Source organism: Streptomyces sp. Y7, from assembly GCF_043195415.1.
Classification (GTDB): domain Bacteria; phylum Actinomycetota; class Actinomycetes; order Streptomycetales; family Streptomycetaceae; genus Streptomyces.
Map to the genome: position 1 here is coordinate 225,238 of NZ_JBIDDQ010000001.1, position 20,797 is coordinate 246,034.

A 20,797-nucleotide genomic window follows, 5' to 3' on the forward strand; every position below is an offset into this window, starting at 1 on the left:
GCGGCGTCATGTGTGGTGGGCGCGCAGACCATGCTCGTCCAGCCAGCCGAGCACATAGTCGGCGACGTACCGCCAACCGCTGTCGACGACCAGGGAGTGGGCGCGGTCCGCGAACTGCTTGAGGTCGGTCACAGCCGTGGAGTCGCCGTACTGCTTGTACACCGCGCGCGTCACGGAGTCGGGCACCAGCAGGTCCTCCTGCCCGGAGATCAGCAGGAGCGGGCCTCGGTCGGCGTTCCTGACGTCCACCTCCGCACGGGGGCTGCGTGTCGCTCCCCCGTGACCGACGTCTGCGAGCAGGCGGCGGGGCGCCGGGACGACGTACCGCTCGAAGAGCCGGTCGGACTCCGCCGTCGTGGAGGTGTTCGCAAAGACGTCGTGGAACTGTTCCGGTGACAGGGTCACCAGTGGTTCGGCTGCATCGGACCCTGCGGGGGTCCACAGCCGGGACGAGGTGCCGGGCAGCGGGACGTCGTTGATCGGGGTGGGAGCGATGGCGACCGCCGCCCGCGCGATGTTGGCGGTGATGAGGTGCTGCGCGATAAGGCCGCCGACCGAGTGCCCGACGATCACCGGCGCGGTGTCGAACGAGCGCACGATCCCGGCGTAGTGGTCGGTCAGCACGTCCAGGCTGATGCCCGCGAGGCTCTCGGCCGTCTTGCGCAGCTCCCCGACCGCGGCCGCCTCCCCCGGCCAGCCGGGCGTGAACGCGAGGAACCCCCGGCTGGCGAAGTGCTCCGCCCATGACTCCCAGGACAGCGCATGCAGCCAGGTGCCATGGATGAAGACGACGGGAGTGTGGTTCACGGCTGGCTCCTCCGAGCATGACGATCATCCGGCCCTGACGCGCCGGCGACACTTTCAGGATCGTTCAGGCGCAGGTGGGAGGCGACAGTCGAATGACTTAATGTTCATGGCCCCCGGCGCTCTCGGGAGCCCGAGCGGCCCGGGGAGGGCACCCCCTTCGAGGCACTGGATCCGGACCTGACGCCGCTCGGCCCGGGCACTCGCTCAGTACGCCGCGCCGGCACATCGGCGAAGTGGACGGTCAAGTGACTTATGAACGACGCGCTCGGACCGGCCAGGGTGGGGCGAGCCAGTTCTCGTCACGGGGAAGGATCCATCCGCAATGAGCAGCAACCCACCTGGTGTGCAGCCCCGACCGGCGTCGTACGCCCGTCCCGAGCTGATCCTGGACATCGAGCGCGTGCTGGACGTGGCCGCCCGGCAGACGATCAGGGCGGAGTTCCGCTTCGACCCGGAGTCGCCCCTGGCGGTGTCCCTGGAGCTCGTCGTCAAGGACGGCCCGCGTGTCCTGTGGCGGATCGGCCGCGATCTTCTCCACCAGGGGCTCTGTTCGGCGAGCGGTCTCGGTGACATCCAGATGTGGCCGGCGAGCCCCGAAGACGGGGGCACCGTGTGGCTGCAGCTGGCGTCCAGGGACATGGCCGCCCTGTTCGAGCTGCCCGTGCCTCCGCTGGCGAAGTGGCTGGAGTACACCTACGCACTCGTTCCCGCGGGGCGCGAGCTGGCCGAGATCGACTGGGACGCCACCACCGCGGATCTGCTGGGGCGCCTCTGACAGGCGGTCACGGACGTCGGTGGCCCTGGGCGCGGGAGAGGGCTAGCGGGCCGGGGCGCGGGAGATTGCTAGCGGGGCCGGGGCGCGGCGGAGGCCAGCGGGCCGGGGGCGCGGGAAAGTGCGAGCGGGGCCGGGTGCGCCGGAGCCGGAGTCCGCCGACGGGTGAACCCGCCATGGCTCACGTCCCGTTACCCCGGAGAGCGGAGCGAACGGCACACCGTCCGCCGTTCCGTGGCCTGTGACCTCCTACAATGGCCGGACACCCAGGAGGCACGCCCATGACACGCACCGCGCCAGGACGCTCGACCTGCCGGTCGTGTCGCTGTGCGACGCAGCCCCACCAGCTCCAGATTGCTTCCCGCAGGTGGGCCTGAGCGGCCCCGCGCGACCCGGGCCCGACGACCGGCTCGTGGGGCGCGACCACGATCTGAAGCAGATCCGCGCGCACCTCGCGCACAACGCGAGCGGTGTCCTGCTGCTGTCGGGAGAACCCGGCGTCGGCAAGAGCGCACTCCTGGAAGCCCTGGCGAAGACGGCCGCCGCCGACGGGTACCGCGTGCTGCGTGCGGGCGGCGCCGAGTTCGAGGCCGACGTCGGCTATGCCGCGCTCCACCAGATCCTGCTGCCGCTGGACGCGCTCCTGGACCGGCTTGAGGCCCCGGGACGGGACGCCATCAAGAGCGCGCTGGGGCTCAGCGCCGGGCCGGTGCCCGACCGGCTCGTCCTCTGCAACGCCGCCCTGACCCTGCTGCGGTCGGCGGCCGAGGACGGCCCACTCCTGATGATCGTGGACGACCTGCCCTGGGTGGACCGGGCGAGCGCGGCCGTCTTCGGGTTCCTCGCCCGCCGTCTGTCCGGCACTCCCATCCGGTTCCTCGCCTCCTCCCGTACTGGTGTGAGCAGCTTCTTCGACGGCGGCGGGCTGCCCTCCCTCGAGGTGTCCGCCCTGGACACGTCAGCGGCCGCCCGCCTGGTGGACCTGCACTTCCCCGACCTCGCGCAGCCGGTGCGCCGAAGACTGCTGGACACCGCTCAGGGCAACCCGCTGGCCCTGCTCGAACTGCCGGCGGCACTGCGGACGGAACAGCGCCGGGCTCGTGAGGTACTGCCCGCGGTCCTGCCGCTGAGCGAGCGCCTGCACACACTGTTCGTCTCCCGTATCCGTACGCTGCCCGCCGCGACCCGCACGGTGCTGCTCCTCGCCGCCCTCGACGGCAGCGGCGACCTGGGGGTCCTCTCCGCCGCCGCCCGGGAAGCGGACGGGCAGGTGGATCTGCTCGATGTGGACCCCGCCGAGCAGGACGGGCTGGTGAGATTCACGGAGTCACCGCGACGTCTGGTGTTCCGTCATCCCCTGATCCTGTCCGCCGTCGTCGCCCAAGCCACCAGCAGCGCCCGGCGGGCGGCCCACCGCGTGCTGGCAACGGTGCAGGCCGACAAGCCCGAGCGACGGGCTCAGCATCTCGGCGAGGCGACGCTCCAGCCCGACGAGGAGGTGGCCCTCCTGCTGGAACGGACCGCGCACCGCATCATGGAGCGCGGCGACGCCGTCGCGGCGATCGCCGCTCTCACCCGTGCCGCCGACCTCAGCCCGCGCAACAGTGACCGGGCGCGGCGGCTCTCGGAGGCCGCCTACGTGGGCGCGGAGACGATCGGCGCTCTGGACGGCGCCTCGGAGCTGCTGGAGGACGCCTTGCGGGCGGATCCCGGCCACGGCGGCTCCCTGCGCTCGGCTACCGCCGCCGTCCAGCTCGTACTCAACAGCGACGGAGACCTCAGCACCGCGCATCGCCTCCTCGTCGGCGCCATCGAGGAGGGCAGCCACGGCTACGACGCCGAGGACCCGGCGCTCGTCGACGCGCTGCACTTTCTGCTCCTGCTGTGCAACTACGGAGCCCGTGAGGAGCTGTGGGAGCCCTACCACCGGGCGGTGTCCCAGCTGCGGCCCGCTCCCCCGCCGCTGCTGCTGGTGGCCGCCCGCACCTGGGGCGATCCGGCCCATGCCGACACCGCGACCCTGCGGCAGCTGGACGAGATCATCGAAGCCACCACCGCGGGCAGCGACCCCGCGCGGATCGTTCGCGTGGGAACCGCCGCCGTGTATCCGGACCGGCTGGCGGGTGTGCGCGAAGCGGCCTGGCGGCTGGTGCGGCACGGACGTGACGGCGCGGCCGTACGCCGCCACATCGGCGCGCTGTTGCACCTGTGCCTGGAGGACTACCACCGGGGCGCCTGGGACTCCGTGCTGGAGCTGTCCGAGGAGGGACTGACACAGTGCGCCGAATCCGGCTACTCCGTGTGCACCTGGTTCTTCCAGTACACCAAGGGCCTGGTCACGGCCTCCCGCGGTGACACCGGAACGGCACACGCGCTCGCCGAGGCGATGGTCAACTGGGCGGCGCCGCGCGGCATCCGCGAGGCCGTCCACTGTGCCCAGCACGTCCACGCCCTCGCCGACATCGCCGACAGCGACTTCGATGCCGCCTTCACACGAGTCACCGCGATCAGCCCGGCCGGCACCTTCCCGCCTTACGTCGCCCATGCCTCTTGGGTGTTCTTCGAACTCGTGGAGGCCGCCGTGCGCACCGGCCGGCACGCCGAGGCGGTGTCCCACGTGCGGGCACTGCGCGCGGAGACGAACATCGCCGGCCTCTCGCCCCGGCTCGCCCTGCTGGCCGACGCGGCCGAGGCGCTCGCCACGAAGGACGACACCGAGGCAGCGGGCCTGTTCGCCGGTGCGCCGGCCGCTGCCGACGCCGAGCGCTGGCCGTTCACCGTGGCCCGGGTCCAACTGGCCCACGGGGAGCGGCTGCGCCGCTCGCGGGCGGTGTCCGAGTCGAAAGCCGCGCTGACGGCCGCGCTGCAGACTTTCGAACGACTGGGCTCCCTCGCCTGGGCCGAACGCGCGCGCAGGGAACTGCGGGCGGCGAGCCGGGAGGCCGCGCCGGCCCTCGGCCCCGGAGCCGCCCTGACCGCGCAGGAGCGCGAGATCGCGGAACTCGCCGCCGCGGGCCTGACCAACAAGCGGATCGCTGAGCGGCTGGGCATCTCCCACCGCACGGTCGGCGCGCACCTGTACCAGATCTACCCCAAGCTCGGCATCGCTTCCCGGGTGGCCCTGCGCGACGCGCTGCAGCGACAGAATCAGTGATGACCCGCATCCCAGCGCTGCATCGACGTCGTGGGCGGGAAGGCCGCAGCGGGGGCGGGGCTGATGATCCAGGGCTGCTCACCACACACGACACGCGGCTTCGGCTGTGGTCCTGCTCCGGCGGGGTCGACGTCCTGCGAGGAGACCGGCTGGCCGTAGGCACGCACGCCGGTGACCGGAGCCGGACGGAGCCCGCTCGAAGTTCGGATCCGCCGGTGTGTGCGCATCCGTGACGGCTCCGGCGAACGTGGTCCAGCGCGCTGAGGGCTGTCTCCGTCCTCGGCGTCGGCCAGTTTCAGTTGAGCGGGGAGATCGCCTGCAGCGAGGTCTACCGCAGGGCTGCGCCTGAACCGGAGTTCCGCGCACGGGCCTCACTGAAGACTGAGCAGACCGGTGACCGCGACGTGCAGGGTGCGGCCGAGCCGGGCGGCGAAGTCGACCTTGGTGTCGGCGAGTTCGGGGTCCTGCTGGGCTTCGGTGACGGCCGGCGAAGGGTGGGCGAACGGCCAGAGCCCGGCCGTGCACACGACGGTCAGGGAGACCAGTTCACGGGCCGCGGACGGGCTCAGCGTGGTGATGCGCCCGCGCAGCAGTTCGGCCAGCGCGCCCAGCAGGCGGACGTGAGCGAGCTTGAACGCGTGTGCCGACTCGGCGGAGATGTTGCGCTCCAGTTCGGAGCCGAGCGCACCGAACAGGCCGCACAGCAGGGGCCGACGGGCCAGCGACCGCGCCAGGGCGTCCGTCACGGCCTCGGGCGAGGTCGCGCCGTCCGCCCCGGCGGGCGGGAGTTCGGTGTCCAGTTCCTCGATCCACTGCGCGAGGGAGCGGTTGAGGAGTTCGAAGAACACCGCCTCCCTTGTCTCGAAGTAGCGCACGACGTTGGTCTTGGACAGCCCGACCCGCCGGCTGAGCTCCCGCAGGCTGATCTCGCTGACCGGCAGTTCCGTCAGGAGCTGTGTCGCGGCGTCGAGAATGGCCTGCCGGCGGATCTCGCGTTGTTCGGCGCTGCGCGCACGCTGGAACTGCGTCGGCCGTTCGTCAGTCATCGTCGCTTTCCCCAGGGAAACTTTCTCGCCGCCCGCACCCGGCGCCGCCTGCGGTAACCCTAAGGCCCCGCACCTGGCCACCGGGTGCGGGGCGGCGCGTCACACCGACTCGCTCACCGCACGCCAGGCGGCGTCCGACGCGGCGAGGGTCTCGGCGACGGCCCGGCCGACGTGTACGGCGTCCTTGCCGAGCAGCAGTCGCAGCGGGGGCTCCGGGGTGTCCACGACGTCCAGGAGGATCCCGGCGATCCGGACCGGGTCGCCCGGCTGCTTGCCGTCCTGCTCCCGGATGCCCGCGATGGCGGCACCGACGACCTTCTCGTACGGTGCGCTGACCGGCGGGGTGGCCATGGAGGAGCCGGCCCAGTCGGTGCGCATGCCTCCCGGTTCGGCGACGGTGACCTTGATGCCGAGGGGGGCCACCTCCTTGGCCAGCACCTCGGAGAAGCCTCCGACCGCCCATTTGGCCGCCTGGTAGGCGCTCAGCCCCGGGACGCCCACGCGGCCGCCGACGGAGGAGATCTGGATGATGTGCCCGGCGCCCTGCTCCCGCAGCACGGGCAGCGCGGCCCGGGAGACGTTCACGACGCCGAAGAGGTTGGCCTCGATCTGGTCGCGGAAGGCCTGCTCGGGCATGTCCTCGATGGCGGCCATGTCGGCGTAGCCGGCGTTGTTCACGACGACGTCGAGCCGGCCGAACGCCTCTACGGCGGCCTGCACGGCCCGCCGGGCGGCGGCGGAGTCGGTCACGTCCAGGGTCACCAGCCGGACCCGGTCGCCGTACTTCTCGACCAGGTCGTCGAGGGCTTCGGTGCGCCGCGCGGTGGCGACCAGGTTGTTGCCGGCCTCCAGGACGGCCTCGGCGAGGGTGCGGCCCAGGCCGCGGGAGCTTCCGGTGATCAGCCAGGTCCTGCTCATGACGGTGCCTCTGTTTCTGTTCGCGTGACGGGTGATGGGACGGGTGGTGGAGGGACGGGGCTCGGTAGGTCGGACGAGGACGCCGCCGTCGACAGTGAGGTGGGGTGCCTCGGTGGCGTAGGAGCTCCGGATCGGAGCGGAAAGGCGACAGCCTTCGCCGCTTCCATGCCGCTTGCGAGCCGGCCGGGAGGCGTGAGGCGGGTCCGGGCCACCTCTCCCCACGGAGTCCGACCAGCAGCCCCACTTAAGAGGCCACTGGAATCTTATGAGTCCACAGTAAGAGGCCACTGGCCTCTTGTCGAGACGGGGAGGTGCATGGTGAGGAGGGTCACGCGGGAGCGGCCTCCGGTCGTCGCGGCTTCAACCAGGCGTGGCGCAAGGTTCTCCGCGGGGTGTCCGCCCTTTCACCCGGGCCGACAAATGTGCCGGGGTCACACACACCCAGCGGTCGGAAGAGGACAGCCATGTGTCAGGCCGGAACCTGTGAACACACGTCGAACACCGCCGAGGAGGTGTCGGCCGACCCGGGGCGCCGGACGCTGCTGATGGCGGGCGGAGTGCTCGGCGCGGCCGGCGCGCTGACCCTCGCCCCGGTCGGCTTCGCGCAGGCCGACGAGAACGCCGCGGCGGGCACACCGGCCGACGGCACCGAGGTCACCCGCACGATCACCGGCCACCTCCCGACGGGCGCCGCCGACTTCGTCCACCTGCCCGTCGAAGTCCCCCGTGGGGTCGACCAGATCGCCGTCTCCTACACCTACGACAAGCCCTCCGTACCGAGCGGCACCCCGGGCAACGCCTGCGACATCGGTGTCTTCGACGAGCGGGGCACCGCGCTGGGCAGCCGGGGCTTCCGTGGCTGGTCCGGAGGCGCGCGCACCTCCTTCGTCGTCAACAGCGCCGACACCACACCGGGTTACCTGCCCGGCCCGGTCAACGCGGGGACCTGGCACGTAGTCCTCGGCCCCTACCAGGTGGCCCCCCAGGGCATGAACTACTCGGTGACCGTCACCCTGCGGTACGGCCCCACGGGCACACCCTTCACGCCGAACTACGCGAGCGAACGCGCCAAGGGCCGCGGCCGGGCTTGGTACCGCGGCGATTGCCATCTGCACACCGTGCACTCCGACGGCAAGCGCCTGCCGTCGGAGGTCGCGGCCGGCGCCCGCGCGGCCGGCCTGGACTTCATCGTCTCCACCGACCACAACACCTCCTCCGCGCACGCGGTGTGGGGCGAGTACGCCGGGCCCGACCTGTTGATCATCAATGGCGAGGAGATCACGACCCGCAACGGCCACTGGCTGGCACTGGGCCTGGACAACGGCTCGTGGATCGACTGGCGTTACCGCTCCCGCGACGACGCCTTTCCGCGCTTCGCCCGGCAGGTGCGCCGCCAGGGCGGCCTGGTCGTGCCGGCTCACCCCTACTGCCCGTACGTGGCCTGTCAGTGGAAGTTCGGGTACGAGGACGCCGACGCCGTCGAGGTGTGGAACGGCCCCTGGACCTACGACGACGAGTCGGCCGTGGACACCTGGGACGCGATGCTCGGCACCGCGATGCGCTCCGGCAAGGGCTGGCTGCCCGCCATGGCCAACAGCGACGCGCACAGCGTGCCGCAGGTCATCGGGCTGCCGCAGACGGTCGTGCTCGCCGACGACCTCAGCCGGCCCGCCGTCCTGGAGGGCATCCGCGAGGGCCGTACCTACGTCGCGGAGTCCTCCGCCGTCACGCTCGCTTTCAGCGTGACCGGAGGAGGGCGTTCGGCCGGCATCGCCGAAACGCTCCGGGTGGCCGCGGACACCCCCGTCGACGTGCGCCTGGAGGTCTCCGGCGTGCCCAACGGCACGGTGCGGTTCATCACCGACGAGGGCCAGATGCACCAGGAGTCGCTGAGCGCCTCCGGCACCGGCACGGTCGTGTGGCGCACGACCGCCTCGCTCGCCGCGTATGTGCGCGCCGAGGTCCGCCACCCGAAGGCGGACGGGACCCCCGGCAAGGGCAACACCATGGCCCCGGAGCTCCAGTGGGGCCCCATGGCGGCGCTCACCAACCCGATCCTGCTGCGTACCCGGGACTGATACGGAGCGGCGGCACGGCACACCTGCTGGGCGGCTTCGCCCAGCAGGTGCGCCGTGCCGCGACGACTGCTGCCGTCCGGGCGCAGGCGCGTCACCCCGGCACCCGTCGGCCCACGTAACCGCATTGACAGGTGACGACACCGCATGGGAATCTCTCGTCACCGCTCAGAACGGTTACTTCTCGGTGAGGACACACCCCATGACAGTCGTTCGCTTCCACCTCGTCTCCCGGCTCGACCCCAAGGAGGTCCTGGGGGTGCTGACCGACTTCGGCCCTTCCCGCGCCCAGGTCTGGCCCACCATCGACGCCGACCACTTCGAGGTCCACGAACGCGGCGACACCTGGGCCGAAGTCACCGAGGGCACCGCCGCCGCCTGGGAACGAGCCCGCTACGAATGGGCGCCCGCCGGTGACACCGTCACCGTCACCACCCTCGACTCCAAGCTCTTCGGCGCCGGCGGTGGCTGGGTCTTCACCATGACCCCGGAGGGCGACGGAACCCGCGTCGACGTCGAGCTGACGCGGCAGCCGAGCACCCTCAAGGGCAGGATGCTGGCCTCACTTCTGCCCCTGGCCGCGCCCGGCTCCCTGCGCAAGTCCTTCGCGGGGCCGTTGCAGGCGAAGTGACACACCCGCACATGCGGGAGGGGCCGACAGCACACGTTGTCGGCCCCTCCCGCATGTGCCCCCGTCCGTGGCCTCAGCAGGTCACTTGTCGAGGTGGGTGGTGAAGTAGTCGGTGAGCTTGTCGATGGCCTGGTCGATGTACTCGCGCTGTCGTAGAGGTCGACGTGGCTGGCGCCGGGGATGCGGTGCAGTTCCTTGGGGCCGGTGACGGCCTGGTGGGCCTCGATCGCCATCCACGCGGTCACCGCTCGCTCGCCGATGATCTGCAGGACGGGGCGGGGGCCGATGAGGGGAACGGCGCGGAAGACGTCGCTGGAGGCCATCTTGTCGACGCTGTCCCACGTGAGGAACTTCGCGGAGCGCTCGTGGTGGCCGCGCGCGCCGCAGTAGTACTCCCACCCCTCGATGCCGTGCTCTCCACCCACGGCGCCCGCCTCTTGCGCGGTCCCGGGGAACATCGTCAGCACACCGGGGTCCTCACCGCGCGCGGCCCGGGTGCGGGCCTGGGCGGCGGCGTCGAGGAGTGCCTGGAAGACGGCCGGGTCCTGGGAGCCGTCGGCGCCGAAGCGGAACTGGCGGGCAGGTTCGGCGGTGCACACGGTGGCGACGGCCTTGACGCGGTGATCGCCGCCGGTGGCGGCCAGTGAGTAGCCGCCGGAGGCACAGATGCCGAGCAGACCTACGCGGTCGGGGTCGACCTCGTCGCGGGTGGTGAGGTAGGAGACGGCGGCCTTGAAGTCCTCGACGCGCTGGGCGGGGTCCTCCAGCCCTCGGGGCAGACCGCCCGACTCACCCTGGTGGGCGGCGTCGAAGGCGAGGGTGACGAACCCGCGCTCGGCCATCAACTGTGCGTAGGTGCCGGATGTCTGCTCCTTCACCCCGGTTCCGGGGTGGCCGACGACCAGTGCCGGACGTCGGGCCACGACGGGGCTGTCGGGGATGTAGAGGTGTGCGGCGATCTCAATGCCGGCGCTGTCGAAGCGGACACGGGTCCTGGCCATGGAAACACTCCTTGGAAAAGGTGACGAACGAGGTCCTGAGCGCCCGGTCCGTGCTGGGCACATCACCACCATCCGTCGTCTGCCCCGTCCGCGGGAGAGACAGGTTTCTGCCTGGGAAAGGACCTGCCCCCTCACACCTGTCCCGTGTCCGGCCCGGCCACATGACACTGGAGAACATGAGACAGACACCCGACTCTCCCGTCGGCTCCGGACAACGCCTGACGGCCCTCGCCTCCGAACCCGGCGCCTCCTCCCGGGACGCCCTGTACGACCTCACCTCCCGGGCCGCGCAGGCACCCAGCACCGAGGAGCCGAACCGATGACCACGTGGACCTCCGCGGATGGGACCCTGCTTTCCGAGACCTACTCGCTCGTCCTGACCGCCGGGGACGGCGATCGCCCCGGGGTGGAGATCGGCATGGTCGTCGTCGACGGGGAGTTGTACGTCCGTGCCTACCGCGGAGTCCGCTCGCGCTGGTACCGGGCGGCGCGGAAGCACGGCCACGGAACGATCCGGTTGGGCGGGACCTCCCACGCCGTGCTGCTCACGACCCGCGCCCTCGATCTGCCCGCCGGGTTGGACGCCGCCTTCCGCGACAAGTACGGATCGGTGGCCGACGCCCTGGTCGCGAACCCCGCGGCGCACGCAGCGACGATCCGCATCGACCCGTCGCCCACCGCGGACCTCTGAGCCGTACGCGGTTCAGCCGCCGTCGCCGCCGAGTGCCCGCCGCCGAGAAAGCATCGGGCCTCGTCGAGGACGCCGATGACTTACGTCATCGCGGTCGTCGCTACGCCTCCCGGCGCCGCCCGATGACCGCCGGTCCTCTCACCTGCGACAGCCTTCGACCGTCAACTGACCGATGTGCGCGTTCTGTTCCCGGCGAAGAGTGGATACGCAGGCTTCGTCCCACGGAGGGAACTCCCGTCATGCACCGTGATCAGTCACCCCTGAAGGCGCGTTCGGCGTCCGAGTCGGTACCCCCGCTGTCCCTGGAAGTCGACCAGCTGCTGGACGAGTTCACCCCGCTGCCGATCCGGGCGGAGTTCCGCTTCGACGCCGGCGCGCCCGCGGTGATCACGGTCGAGTTCTCGGCGGAGCGGGGCCCGAGCTTCATCTGGCACATCGGCCGCGAACTCCTGTACCGCGGCCTGACGGCGATGAGCGGTTGCGGCGACGTACGGATGTGGCCGGCGCTGCCCAGGGAGCGCCCCTCGTCCTGGCTGCTTCTCGAATCGCAGGAGGTGGAGGCCCTGTTCGAGGTGCCCGCGGCTCCGCTGGCGCGATGGCTGGACGCGACGTACCTGATCACCCCGGCCGAGATGGAGATGGACGGCCTGAACTGGGACGGCTTTCTCCGGGACCTGATCGACGACCCGGCGGCGCCCTCGGAGTGACCGCGGCTGGGTGCGTGGCAAGGTGACTTGGCCACGATCACGTCGCCTGTCAGAGCGATGACGCACAAGGGTTGCCGCCGACGGCCAGGTACACAGCCGCTGCCACACGTAAGCCGTCCCAATTCCCGATGACAGGGCTTTGTCCTGCCTCCTGCTCCCCGTCGACGAAGCGAACCTCGGCCGGCCGTACGGCATCGCGATGGGTGCGGCCCTGGTCGCCTTGCTGCGGGTGCTGACCATCTTCAACAGCGACAACTGAGTTCTTCGCCGTTGGGAGGGGCACGCGCACCGCGCGTGCCCCTCCCAACGTGTTCACACACACCTTTACCCGGCCTCGTGAAGGACACCGGCCGATCGTGGCGAGCATCCGTGAACCTTGCACACCTCCACATCCGTGTACTCTGAAACGATAAGTGGACCCTTGGGTCCGGATATGGATCTGGAGCACTGATGAACCGTTTGGACCACGAGGCGCACACCCTGTCCGCTGACACAGCGCGCGCACTCGTCGAGGCCGCACGTGCCGCCGCTCCCGTGCTGCGCACGTATGCCGACGACGCCGAGCGGGAGAGCCGGCTCTCTCCCCGAACGGCACAGGCGCTGCGGGACGCAGGCATGTTCCGGCTCGGCACACCCGCACACCTCGGCGGGCACGAACTCCCCCTCACCTCCGCCGTCGACGTCCTGGCCGAACTCGGTGTGGCCTGCACCTCCAGCGCCTGGGTCGTCATGGTGTCGTACGTCGCCCAGCAGATCGCCGCGTCCTTCGGGGAGAAGGCCCGCCTCGACCTCTGGGGCGACGGCCCGGACGTCCCCATGTGCGGCGTGTTCAGCAGCGTGGGTGTCACCGCGGAACCGGTCGAAGGCGGGCTGCTGGTGTCGGGCCGTTGGTCGTGGGCGTCGGGCTGCCACCAGGCCGAGTGGGGTGTGCTCGGTGTGCCGATGCCCCAGCCGGCGGCGGAGGGGGCTGCGCCGGGGGTCGCGCTGGTCCCGACGAGCGAGCTGACCATCGAGGCGACCTGGGACATGGCGGGCATGCGGGGCACCGGCAGCGACACCCTCGTCGCCGAGGACGTCTTCGTCCCGTACCACCGGATCCGCGCCTTCTCCGACGTGCTGACCGACCACGAGCGGGCGGGCGAACCGCTGTACCGGATCCCTCCGGGCTCGCTGACGCTGACGTCCCTGGCGCCGCTGCTCGGCGCCGCGCGCGCCGTCTTCCGCACGACCGTGGAAACCGTCGGGCGGGGCAAGCCGATGGCCATGTCCCTGCATCGCCGGCTGGCCGACTCCCCCAGTGGCCAGGCGGCACTCGCCGACGCGGCCACACTGATCGACTCCGCGGCCCTCCACCTCACACGCTCGGCCGAGGCGGTCGACACCGCGGCGGCGGCCTCGGCCACTCCTACCCTCCTTGAGCGGGCCCGGGTGCGGATGGACGTGGGGCACGCCTCCACGTGTCTGCGGCAGGCGGTACAGCTGCTGCTCACGGTGAACGGGGCGGGCAGCTTCGCACGGAGCGCGTCCGTCCAGCGCTACTGGCGCGATCTGGAGACAGCGGCCCGACACCCCACTCTCAACCCCGGCCTAGCCCGGGAGATGTACGGCCGCGCCCTGGTGGGCGACGAGCGGCCCGTCAGCCCCATGGTCTGACGAGCCAACCGACCCGAACCGCAGCAGACTTCAGGATCGAGGCACCCACCATGGCCGATCTCCCCACCACCGCCCTCGGGCACCACGCCGTACACCGTGATGTGCTCGGGCACTTCGCGTCCGGTGTCGCCGTCGTGACGGCGGCCGGACCCGAGGGGCCCCTCGGGTTCACCTGCCAGTCCTTCGTGTCCCTGTCGCTGGAGCCCGCGCTGGTCTCGTTCGCACCGGCGCGCACCTCCCGCAGCTGGCCGCTCATGCGCGCTTCGGCCGCGTTCTGCGTCAACGTGCTGGCCGTGGGGCAGCAGGACCTCGGTTCTGCCTTCGCCGGGCCGGGTGACCGGTTCCGCGGAGTCAGGTGGTCTCCGGGACACGGCGGCGCCCCGCTGTTGGAGGGTTCCTGCGCGTGGATCTCCTGCGATCTGGTCCACGAGTACGACGCCGGTGACCACACCGTCGTCATCGGCCGGGTCACCGGGCTCCGGGCGGACACGTCGCGAGAACCCCTGATCTTCCACCGCGGGCGCTATCGCTCTCTCGCCCGTCCCGACTGAGCCGGTTGCGGAGGACGGGCCCAAACGCACATCGACCCGAGGCCGTGAGGTCTCGGGTCGATGTGCGTGGTACGAGGGGTCAGGTGGTCCCGGCCCGCAGCTGGCGGGACTTCCAGCCCAGCAGCAGCGCCTGCAGGATGAACCACACCCCGCCGCCCGTGGCGTACACCGACAGCACGTCGAGCGAGGGATTGTCGCCCGCGGCCTGGATGTTGTACGTGATGCCGACCAGGAAGGACAGCCCGCCCGAGATCAGGGTGGGCCACTGCTTGCCCAGCTCAGGACCGCGCCGCCGCACTCCGACGATCACCTGGGCGGCACCGGAGATGACGGCCCAGACGCCGAACACGTGGAGCGCGGCTGCCAGGCTGCCGGCCCCGGCGAGGCAGAGCGCGATGGCCGCCAGCGTGCTGAGCGCCCCGTTGAACGCCGTGACCTGGCGCTCGGAACCGTCCGGTGTGGCTCGGTAGTCGATCAGCGAGGACACCGCGTCGATCAGCGGGTACACGACCAGCACTGCGATGGCCGCCGCGTCGAGTTCCTCCTGGTCCCCTCGGACGGCGGCGAAGGCCAGGGCCCACACCACGGCGAGGACGCCACGGATCAGGTACAGCCTCAACAGGGAGGAGCGCTCTCCTGCGCCGGTGTGTCCGGTCGGGATGGAGGCCACGGTCGGGGTGCTCATGTCGGTTCGGCCTTTCTCAGGTCAGGGGTTGGGAGCCGACCCGGTCAGTGCCGGGAGGGGGAGACGCAGCGGAAGCTGGAGGCGACGGCCGGATCGCCGTAGCCCTTGTAGCGGGACACCTGCGGGTAGGTGCACAGGTCGCGGGTGACGTTCTGCCCGTCGGCGTTGATCAGGGTGGCGGGCAGCGTCTTGGGTGCCTTGCCGTGCTCGACCCAGGCGGTCAGCGCGGCGAGGCCGTCGGCCGAGCCGGCGGCGCCGTTGAGGCCGCAGTGGTTGGTGCCCGGGGCGAGGAAGAGGCGGTAGAAGTCGTCGACCTTCTTCGTGCCGCCGAGTTCCCGCTCGACCTTCTGGCGGTACTGCACGGTGCCCTGGGTGGGGATGTACTGGTCGGCCTCGCCGTGCCAGGTCAGCAGCTTGCCGCCGGACTTGCGGAAGTCCGACAGGTCCGGGTCGTCGGTGCCGATGACCTTGTCGTACTCGGCCTGGGACTGCTGGAACAGCCGGGTGAACCCGGCGTAGGTGATCTTCGAGAGGTCGAGGGACGGGTCCTTCGCCACCCAGAGCTTGGCCCAGGCGGCGGGCACCGGGAACGGCGCTCCGGTGACGTTGCCGTCGGCGTCGGGCTCGCTGTGCCCGGCCAGCGCCCAGATGTCCGCCCCGACCGGGACGCCGTACCAGAGCTTCTTGCCGGAGGTGGTGCGCGGGCCGTCCCAGATCTTGCGTACGACGGTGGCGTCGGCCGACGTGATGGTCAGTTCCTTGCCGTCGCACACGACCTTGGTGCCGACCAGCCGGCGCGGGTCGAAGTCGCACCGGGAGGCGTCGTTGACCAGGCCGTCCTTGACGCCGTCGAGGGAGTCGCAGGCCTTGACGGCGGCGTCGGTGAAGGCGTTGAACTCACACTGGGACGGGTAGGTCTTCTCGTTGCTCATGACCACCTGCGGCCACAGGGTGGCGATCTCGAACTCGTCCCAGTTGACCGCGGGGGCGTCGGCCAGGATGCCGTCGTAGTCGTCGGGGTGACGCTGGGCCTCCATGTAGCCCTGGCGGCCGCCGGTGGAGCAGCCGGTGAAGTAGGAGTAGGCCGGACGCTTGCCGTAGACCGCGTCGACGACCTCCTTGCCCACGACCACCGCCTCGTGCTGCGAGCGGGAGGCGAAGTTCTTGAGCAGGGCGCTATTCACCCGGCCCTCGCCGTTCAGCGCCCAGCTGGTGTCGAGGGCGTCGCCGACACCGGCGTCGGTGGAGACGGCGGCGTAACCGTTCTTGATCGCGGTGCCCAGGCCGACACCGTTGTCACCGGCCAGGTAGGCGGCGCCGCCGAGACCCTGGAAGCGGCCGTTCCAGCCGTTGGCGGGCAGCCAGGTACGCACCTTGGCGTGGTCGCCGGCGCCCGGGTGGGTGAGGGTGACCGTCACTTCGCAGTAGGCAGGGACACCGGAGACCGAGCCGCCCAGGACGCCCGTGCCGTTGACCGTGCCGCCCTCCTGGTCGACAGCGGTCACCGACTCCACCTTGGTGCCCGCGGGAGCCTTCACGGACGGCGCCGAGCAGGTGAACGGGGTGGCGGCGGTGTCCTTGGTCTCCGCCGAGGCGGTCGGCAGATACACCGCCGCGGCCAGCGGCACACCGGCCGCGAGGACAGTCAGAAGTCGTCTCATGGGGTTTCCCATCCAAGAAGTAGGTGTTAGTCCGGCCACGGCGACACATGTGCACGACACACGCGGCGGGCCGAAGACTGATCAGAACGCTATCACCAGTTGAACCGGTGACGGCAAGGGGTGGAGCCGAAGATCGGCGAACAGAAGGAATCGGTGGCTTCCGACCCGGTCCCACTCTGGCGACGCACAACATGGGCCCGCAACAGTCAGTTGACGGTCCACAGCCGCGAACAGCGGCCCGGCGCCGCCGTGGACGCGTTAGGTCATCCGACGGTTCGGCGCGTCCCCGCCGCCGTCACCTGCGTGTTCCTCGCCCAGCCACCGCGAGTGGTACCGCTGCGCCCATGACCGGCTGACATACCCGGTGCGCATTCCCAGCCGCGCCTCGGGGTCCGCGGCGGCCTTGCGCATGTGCCCGACGAGGACGAAGGTGATCGCCCAGGCGAGGAGGTCATGCACGAAGATCGCGCTGGTGCGGGAGATGAAGGGCAGCAGCCCCATGAACCACATGAGCAGGCCGGTGAACATCATCACCAGCACGGCGCCGGCGATCCAGCCCGCGTAGAGCTTCTGGCCCGCGTTGAACTTGCCGGCCGGACGCGCCTCGGGCGAGGTGCGACGCTTGCGGACGGCGCGCAGCCACTGCCGGTCGTACACCGCGAAGCGGTTCAGCCTGCGCAGGTCCGCGCGGAACGAAGGGGAGAGAAGGCCCAGAAGGAAGGGCAGCGGCAGTGAAATGCCGGACCACTCGTGGACCGTGACCATCAGATGGCGTCGCCCGACAAGTTGGGCCAGCGGCCCGAGGTAGAGACAGGCGGCCGAGACCAGGCACAGCAGCATCAGACAGCCGGTGGCCCGGTGGACCATGCGCTCGGCGGTGCTGAAACGACGTACCCGGCCCTCGAGTTCAGGCCGCGTGCCGGTCGGCGCCGTCGAGCCAGCCGTCGACCGCATATCCGCGCTCCTCCCAGTAGCCGGGAACGACCTTGTCGGTGACCGTGATGCCGGACAGCCACTTGGCCGACTTGTAGAAGTACATGGGCGCCACATAGAGGCGGACCGGGCCGCCGTGCGCGTGGGTGATGGGCTTGTCCTGCATGTTCAGTGCCACCAGGACGTCCGAGCGGCGCGCCTGTTCCAGGGTGAGGCTCTCGGTGTAGGCGCCGTCGAAGCAGGTGAAGCGAATCGCCGCGCCCCGGGAACGCACCCCGGCGGCATCCAGAAGGTCCGCCAGCTTCACACCCTCGAACGGCGTGTCGTCCACGCGCCATCCGTCGGTGCACAGGACGTCGTGGACCACCCGGGTCTGCGGCAGGGCACGCAGTTCGCCGAGCGTGTAGGTCTTCGGCCGTTCCACCAGCCCGTCGATGCGCAGTTCGTAGTTGGTCTCGTCCTTGTGCGGCACCGAGCCGACGACGCTGTAGTACCGAAAGCCGCCCGGGTTGGGCAGCAGGCCGGTCAGGCCGGTGGCGTCGACCTCGGAGGCGGTGGCGAGGAACCCCTCCCAGCCGCGCTGGAGATACGGCGCGGCGGCGAGCCCGGCCGCGCCCGCGCCCAGCATCCCCAGCATCGCCCGCCGCCCGACCGGTGCACCCCCGGTCCTGGGCTGCGGCTTTGGCTTCTCCGCCATGGTGTGCGCTCCTTCCGACACATGTGACCTCTGCCGAACCCTCGCGACATCGTCACCGGTTTAACAGGTGACGATGCTGTCATGGGGGTCACGGACTGTCAACACGCTCCGCCTTCGCACACGTATGAGCCCGCCCAGCGCCGCACCTCCGACCTGACGGGGCACCGACCGGCAAGCCACGCATGACGTCGACGCTTGACCGAGGAGGCACAGACGTCGTGGGTGAACGCGGCGTCTCCGATTGAGGCCCAGGTCTGACGGCCACCGAACGGAAGGCAGCTGCGCCACTCTCGCCGGCCACCCCTCATCACGGGCCCTGACCAGCGAGTCCGTACCCAGTGACGTACGATCACGAGCGCGCTCCAGCCGGAGGGAGTCACCCGGAGCGGCGACAGTTCTTGCGCTCGACGTGAGTCACCTGTCAGGATGGTGACGTGAATCTTGACCATGTCTTCGTATGCGGGCACCCGGCTCTCGACTTCGCGGCCACGCTCCGGGCCCGGCGCTCGACCCGGTTCGAGATGTTCGTGACGCCGGAGCGGCTGAACGCCTGGTACCTGGAGTCCGGGCTGGTGGACACGATCACCCCCGGCGGGGAGGACGACGTCCGGGAGGCCACGACCCTGCGCGAGGCCATCTACCGCCTCATCACCGACCGGCGGCTCGGCGAGAAGTTCGACGCCGAGGCGCTCGCCATGGTGAACGCAGCCGCGCGCAAGACTCCCGTGACGCCCCAGCTCGCCATGACCGGGCGGCACACCGAGGCCACACCCGGTCAGGCGCTCGCAACTGTCGCCCGACAGGCGGTGGAACTCCTCAGCGGCCCGGACGTGCCGCTGATGAAGGAGTGCGGCAACCCCGAGTGCACCCGGGTGTACATCGACCGCTCCCGCGGCATGCGACGCCAGTGGTGTGGCATGGACTCCTGCGGCAACAAGATCAAGGCCGCCGCGTACCGCGCCCGCAAGAAGTCCGCGCCCGCCGCAGCCACCCGCTGACCTCCTCACCTGGGCGGCGCGCGGTCCCGGCGAAGCGGGGCTCAGCCCGCGGCAAGCTTCTTGAGCATCCCGAGGCGCTGTCCAGGATGCTCGAGCATGATCTCTACAGCGCCAAGGCCGTCACCGCGCTCCTCGCACCGCACTCCGGTCCCACGATCCTGCCGCCGCCGCGGCCGGGCGTACGGGCCCGGGCCTTCGGCGACCGTGCGGACTCCGCCGAGTGGACGGGCTTCTAGGCGGTCCCTGCCTCCCGACGAACGACACCGCGCAGTTTGCGAAGGGCGTTGTGGTGTCGGCTCTTGACCGTGCCGGCCGGGACGCCGAGTATGCCCGCGGTCTCCTGGATGCTGCGGTCGCACAGGTAGATGTGCATCAGCACGGCCCGGTGATCGGGAGACAACCGGCGCAGGAAGGGCGTGGCCACCAAGGCGTCGAGCACCGCCTCGGTGGCGTCGGCGCCCGCCACGGGCTCGCTGTAGGTGACCCCGACGGCCTCCCGGCGGACATGCGGCTTGCGTACGTAGTCGATGACCAGGTGCCGGGTCACGGTGAACAGCCAGCCGCGGACCGACCCCTCCATCCCGAGCAACCGGTCCGTGTTCCGCCAGGCCCGGATCATGGCCTCCTGGACGATGTTCTCCGCCAGTCCGTGATCGCCCAGCATCTTCTCGGCGTACGAGACGAGGCTGTCCCGGTGTTCCCTCATGATGGTGCTGAGCAGGTCGGATCGGGACATAGCCGTGAGGGGCGTGGGCATGGGGTTCTGAACCATCCTGGTTCTCTGTCGGGCGGGGACCGGGGCCGGAATCAACCCCTCGCCCGCACACTCTGGGCAGGAGCAAGTGCCACCAACGTGCGGCGTTCGTGTGGCCTTAGTGCCGTGCACCGCAGCCGACCGCCACATGTGTGGCTGCCTCACAGATGAGGGAGAGCTTCCTCGAGGCGCCAAGACACCCATATCTGTATGCCCACACATGCCTCCGGTGGGCGAAGACGTCCCCCAGAGCAGTACCTACGAAGGGCACCACGTACTGGCGATGTCGTCGAACCTGTAGGAAGTCGAGAGGCGTCCACACCTACCGAACAATCACCGGCACATGCGCCTATCGTGAAGGGTGAGCATGCCGGGCCGACCATCTGGCGTTGACACTTATCCGCACGGGACCCTCGGGCGTGGGTACCATGCGCAAATTCATTCATATCGAGGGAGTGAACGGTTGTGACCGACCATTCAGCCGCCACGCTCCGATCGCGGTACGTAGCGCAAGCCGCATCGGACCTGGAGGAGAACCGCCGGCGACAGCAGGAACTGGCGGAGAGGATCACCGTCTTGAAGCAGGAGGAGGCCCTCCTCGCGGATATCCTCAACCTCGCCGAGCGGTACCAGGGTTTCGCGGACGCCTCCCGTCTGCCCGAACAGTCGCAGGACGAGCCGACCGTCGCGAAGAGGAAGACCCCGGCCCGCGCTGCCGCACGACGTTCCGCGCCCGCCAAGTCCGCACCGTCCACCGGGACGGCGAAGGCCGGCGCGAAGGGGAAGTCGCACCGGCCTCTGCTCGGTGACCTGTTGGCGGAGTTGCTCGGCCAGTACGAAGAGGCGCGTCTGGCGAAGGAGCTGCGGGACGAACTCCTGGAGAAGCACCCGGACCGCAACCCCACCCCGCAGGTGGTGCGCAACACCCTCGAGTCCCTGGTCGCCAAGGGCCGTGTCCGGCGCCACAAGCATCGGCGCTCCGTCGTGTACACCTTGGTCGAGCAGGGCGAGACGGACAGCGACTGACACCGACGACGGTCGGCGGGTCGACACGCGCCCTTGA

At 70.6% G+C, this 20,797-nt stretch carries 20 protein-coding genes and 1 pseudogene; 12 read left to right on the forward strand and 9 right to left on the reverse strand.

Features of this window, described 5'->3' with window-relative positions; genetic code table 11:
* Window positions 1-6: 6 nt before the first annotated feature.
* Window positions 7-807, reverse strand: a complete 801-nt coding sequence (locus ACGFW6_RS00900) for an alpha/beta hydrolase (RefSeq protein ID WP_393503039.1) — start codon at window positions 805-807, stop codon at window positions 7-9.
* Window positions 808-1,129: 322 nt separating this feature from the next.
* Here ACGFW6_RS00900 and ACGFW6_RS00905 point away from each other — a divergent pair, with 322 nt between their 5' ends.
* Together ACGFW6_RS00905 and ACGFW6_RS00910 are read left to right on the forward strand one after the other, a co-directional pair.
* Window positions 1,130-1,582: an SsgA family sporulation/cell division regulator gene (locus tag ACGFW6_RS00905; protein WP_393503041.1), complete on the forward strand. Its 453-nt coding sequence runs from the start codon at window positions 1,130-1,132 to the stop codon at window positions 1,580-1,582.
* A 409-nt stretch (window positions 1,583-1,991) separates the two neighbouring features.
* Window positions 1,992-4,733, forward strand: a complete 2,742-nt coding sequence (locus tag ACGFW6_RS00910) for an ATP-binding protein (protein ID WP_393503043.1) — start codon at window positions 1,992-1,994, stop codon at window positions 4,731-4,733.
* A 371-nt stretch (window positions 4,734-5,104) separates the two neighbouring features.
* Here ACGFW6_RS00910 and ACGFW6_RS00915 read toward each other — a convergent pair whose 3' ends face one another.
* Both ACGFW6_RS00915 and ACGFW6_RS00920 read right to left on the reverse strand, forming a co-directional pair.
* Window positions 5,105-5,779, reverse strand: coding sequence for a TetR/AcrR family transcriptional regulator (locus ACGFW6_RS00915; protein ID WP_393503045.1), 675 nt, complete (start codon window positions 5,777-5,779; stop codon window positions 5,105-5,107).
* 99 nt (window positions 5,780-5,878) lie between these two features.
* A complete protein-coding gene (locus tag ACGFW6_RS00920) occupies window positions 5,879-6,697 on the reverse strand; it encodes an oxidoreductase (RefSeq protein ID WP_393503046.1) in 819 nt (272 codons plus the stop codon).
* 464 nt (window positions 6,698-7,161) lie between these two features.
* Here ACGFW6_RS00920 and ACGFW6_RS00925 point away from each other — a divergent pair, with 464 nt between their 5' ends.
* Window positions 7,162-8,775 (forward strand): CehA/McbA family metallohydrolase, encoded by a 1,614-nt coding sequence (locus ACGFW6_RS00925; protein ID WP_393503048.1) that lies wholly within the window; start codon window positions 7,162-7,164, stop codon window positions 8,773-8,775.
* Window positions 8,776-8,974: 199 nt separating this feature from the next.
* The gene (locus ACGFW6_RS00930) at window positions 8,975-9,403 is read left to right on the forward strand and encodes a hypothetical protein (protein WP_393503050.1); all 429 of its coding nucleotides are present in this window, start codon (window positions 8,975-8,977) and stop codon (window positions 9,401-9,403) included.
* Window positions 9,404-9,484: 81 nt separating this feature from the next.
* Here the strand turns inward: ACGFW6_RS00930 and ACGFW6_RS00935 are convergent.
* Window positions 9,485-10,404, reverse strand: a pseudogene (locus ACGFW6_RS00935) (alpha/beta hydrolase).
* Between the two features lie 176 nt (window positions 10,405-10,580).
* On the opposite strand from ACGFW6_RS00935, the gene ACGFW6_RS00940 reads away from it, so the two are divergent.
* The 5 genes from ACGFW6_RS00940 (at window position 10,581) to ACGFW6_RS00960 (ending at window position 14,006) form a co-directional block, all read left to right on the forward strand.
* On the forward strand, window positions 10,581-10,727 hold the full coding sequence (locus ACGFW6_RS00940; RefSeq protein ID WP_393503052.1) for a hypothetical protein: 147 nt from the start codon (window positions 10,581-10,583) through the stop codon (window positions 10,725-10,727).
* Entirely contained in the window at window positions 10,724-11,095 is a 372-nt protein-coding gene (locus ACGFW6_RS00945; protein WP_393503054.1) for a DUF2255 family protein, read from the forward strand. The genes ACGFW6_RS00940 and ACGFW6_RS00945 overlap by 4 nt, the downstream gene beginning before the upstream one ends.
* A 239-nt stretch (window positions 11,096-11,334) precedes the next feature.
* The gene (locus ACGFW6_RS00950) at window positions 11,335-11,802 is read left to right on the forward strand and encodes an SsgA family sporulation/cell division regulator (RefSeq protein WP_393503056.1); all 468 of its coding nucleotides are present in this window, start codon (window positions 11,335-11,337) and stop codon (window positions 11,800-11,802) included.
* Window positions 11,803-12,252: 450 nt separating this feature from the next.
* Window positions 12,253-13,455, forward strand: coding sequence for an acyl-CoA dehydrogenase family protein (locus ACGFW6_RS00955; RefSeq protein WP_393503058.1), 1,203 nt, complete (start codon window positions 12,253-12,255; stop codon window positions 13,453-13,455).
* 50 nt (window positions 13,456-13,505) lie between these two features.
* A complete protein-coding gene (locus ACGFW6_RS00960; protein WP_393503060.1) occupies window positions 13,506-14,006 on the forward strand; it encodes a flavin reductase family protein in 501 nt (166 codons plus the stop codon).
* A 79-nt stretch (window positions 14,007-14,085) separates the two neighbouring features.
* On the opposite strand, the gene ACGFW6_RS00965 is transcribed toward ACGFW6_RS00960, so the two are convergent.
* The 4 genes from ACGFW6_RS00965 to ACGFW6_RS00980 form a co-directional block, all read right to left on the reverse strand.
* Window positions 14,086-14,691, reverse strand: a complete 606-nt coding sequence (locus ACGFW6_RS00965; protein WP_393503062.1) for a DUF308 domain-containing protein — start codon at window positions 14,689-14,691, stop codon at window positions 14,086-14,088.
* 44 nt (window positions 14,692-14,735) lie between these two features.
* Window positions 14,736-16,352, reverse strand: coding sequence for a tannase/feruloyl esterase family alpha/beta hydrolase (locus tag ACGFW6_RS00970; RefSeq protein ID WP_393503063.1), 1,617 nt, complete (start codon window positions 16,350-16,352; stop codon window positions 14,736-14,738).
* Window positions 16,353-16,610: 258 nt separating this feature from the next.
* Entirely contained in the window at window positions 16,611-17,306 is a 696-nt protein-coding gene (locus tag ACGFW6_RS00975; protein WP_393503064.1) for a cytochrome b/b6 domain-containing protein, read from the reverse strand.
* The gene (locus tag ACGFW6_RS00980; RefSeq protein ID WP_393503066.1) at window positions 17,260-17,982 is read right to left on the reverse strand and encodes a molybdopterin-dependent oxidoreductase; all 723 of its coding nucleotides are present in this window, start codon (window positions 17,980-17,982) and stop codon (window positions 17,260-17,262) included. The genes ACGFW6_RS00975 and ACGFW6_RS00980 overlap by 47 nt, the downstream gene beginning before the upstream one ends.
* Window positions 17,983-18,416: 434 nt before the next feature.
* Here ACGFW6_RS00980 and ACGFW6_RS00985 point away from each other — a divergent pair, with 434 nt between their 5' ends.
* Together ACGFW6_RS00985 and ACGFW6_RS00990 are read left to right on the forward strand one after the other, a co-directional pair.
* On the forward strand, window positions 18,417-18,980 hold the full coding sequence (locus ACGFW6_RS00985) for a CGNR zinc finger domain-containing protein (protein ID WP_393503067.1): 564 nt from the start codon (window positions 18,417-18,419) through the stop codon (window positions 18,978-18,980).
* Window positions 18,981-19,066: 86 nt separating this feature from the next.
* Complete coding sequence (locus tag ACGFW6_RS00990; RefSeq protein ID WP_393503069.1) at window positions 19,067-19,216, forward strand: hypothetical protein; 150 nt, start codon at window positions 19,067-19,069, stop codon at window positions 19,214-19,216.
* Here ACGFW6_RS00990 and ACGFW6_RS00995 read toward each other — a convergent pair.
* A complete protein-coding gene (locus ACGFW6_RS00995; RefSeq protein WP_393503071.1) occupies window positions 19,213-19,716 on the reverse strand; it encodes a sigma-70 family RNA polymerase sigma factor in 504 nt (167 codons plus the stop codon). The genes ACGFW6_RS00990 and ACGFW6_RS00995 overlap by 4 nt on opposite strands.
* Window positions 19,717-20,199: 483 nt before the next feature.
* On the opposite strand from ACGFW6_RS00995, the gene ACGFW6_RS01000 reads away from it, so the two are divergent.
* On the forward strand, window positions 20,200-20,760 hold the full coding sequence (locus ACGFW6_RS01000) for a hypothetical protein (protein WP_393503073.1): 561 nt from the start codon (window positions 20,200-20,202) through the stop codon (window positions 20,758-20,760).
* Window positions 20,761-20,797 lie beyond the last annotated feature (37 nt).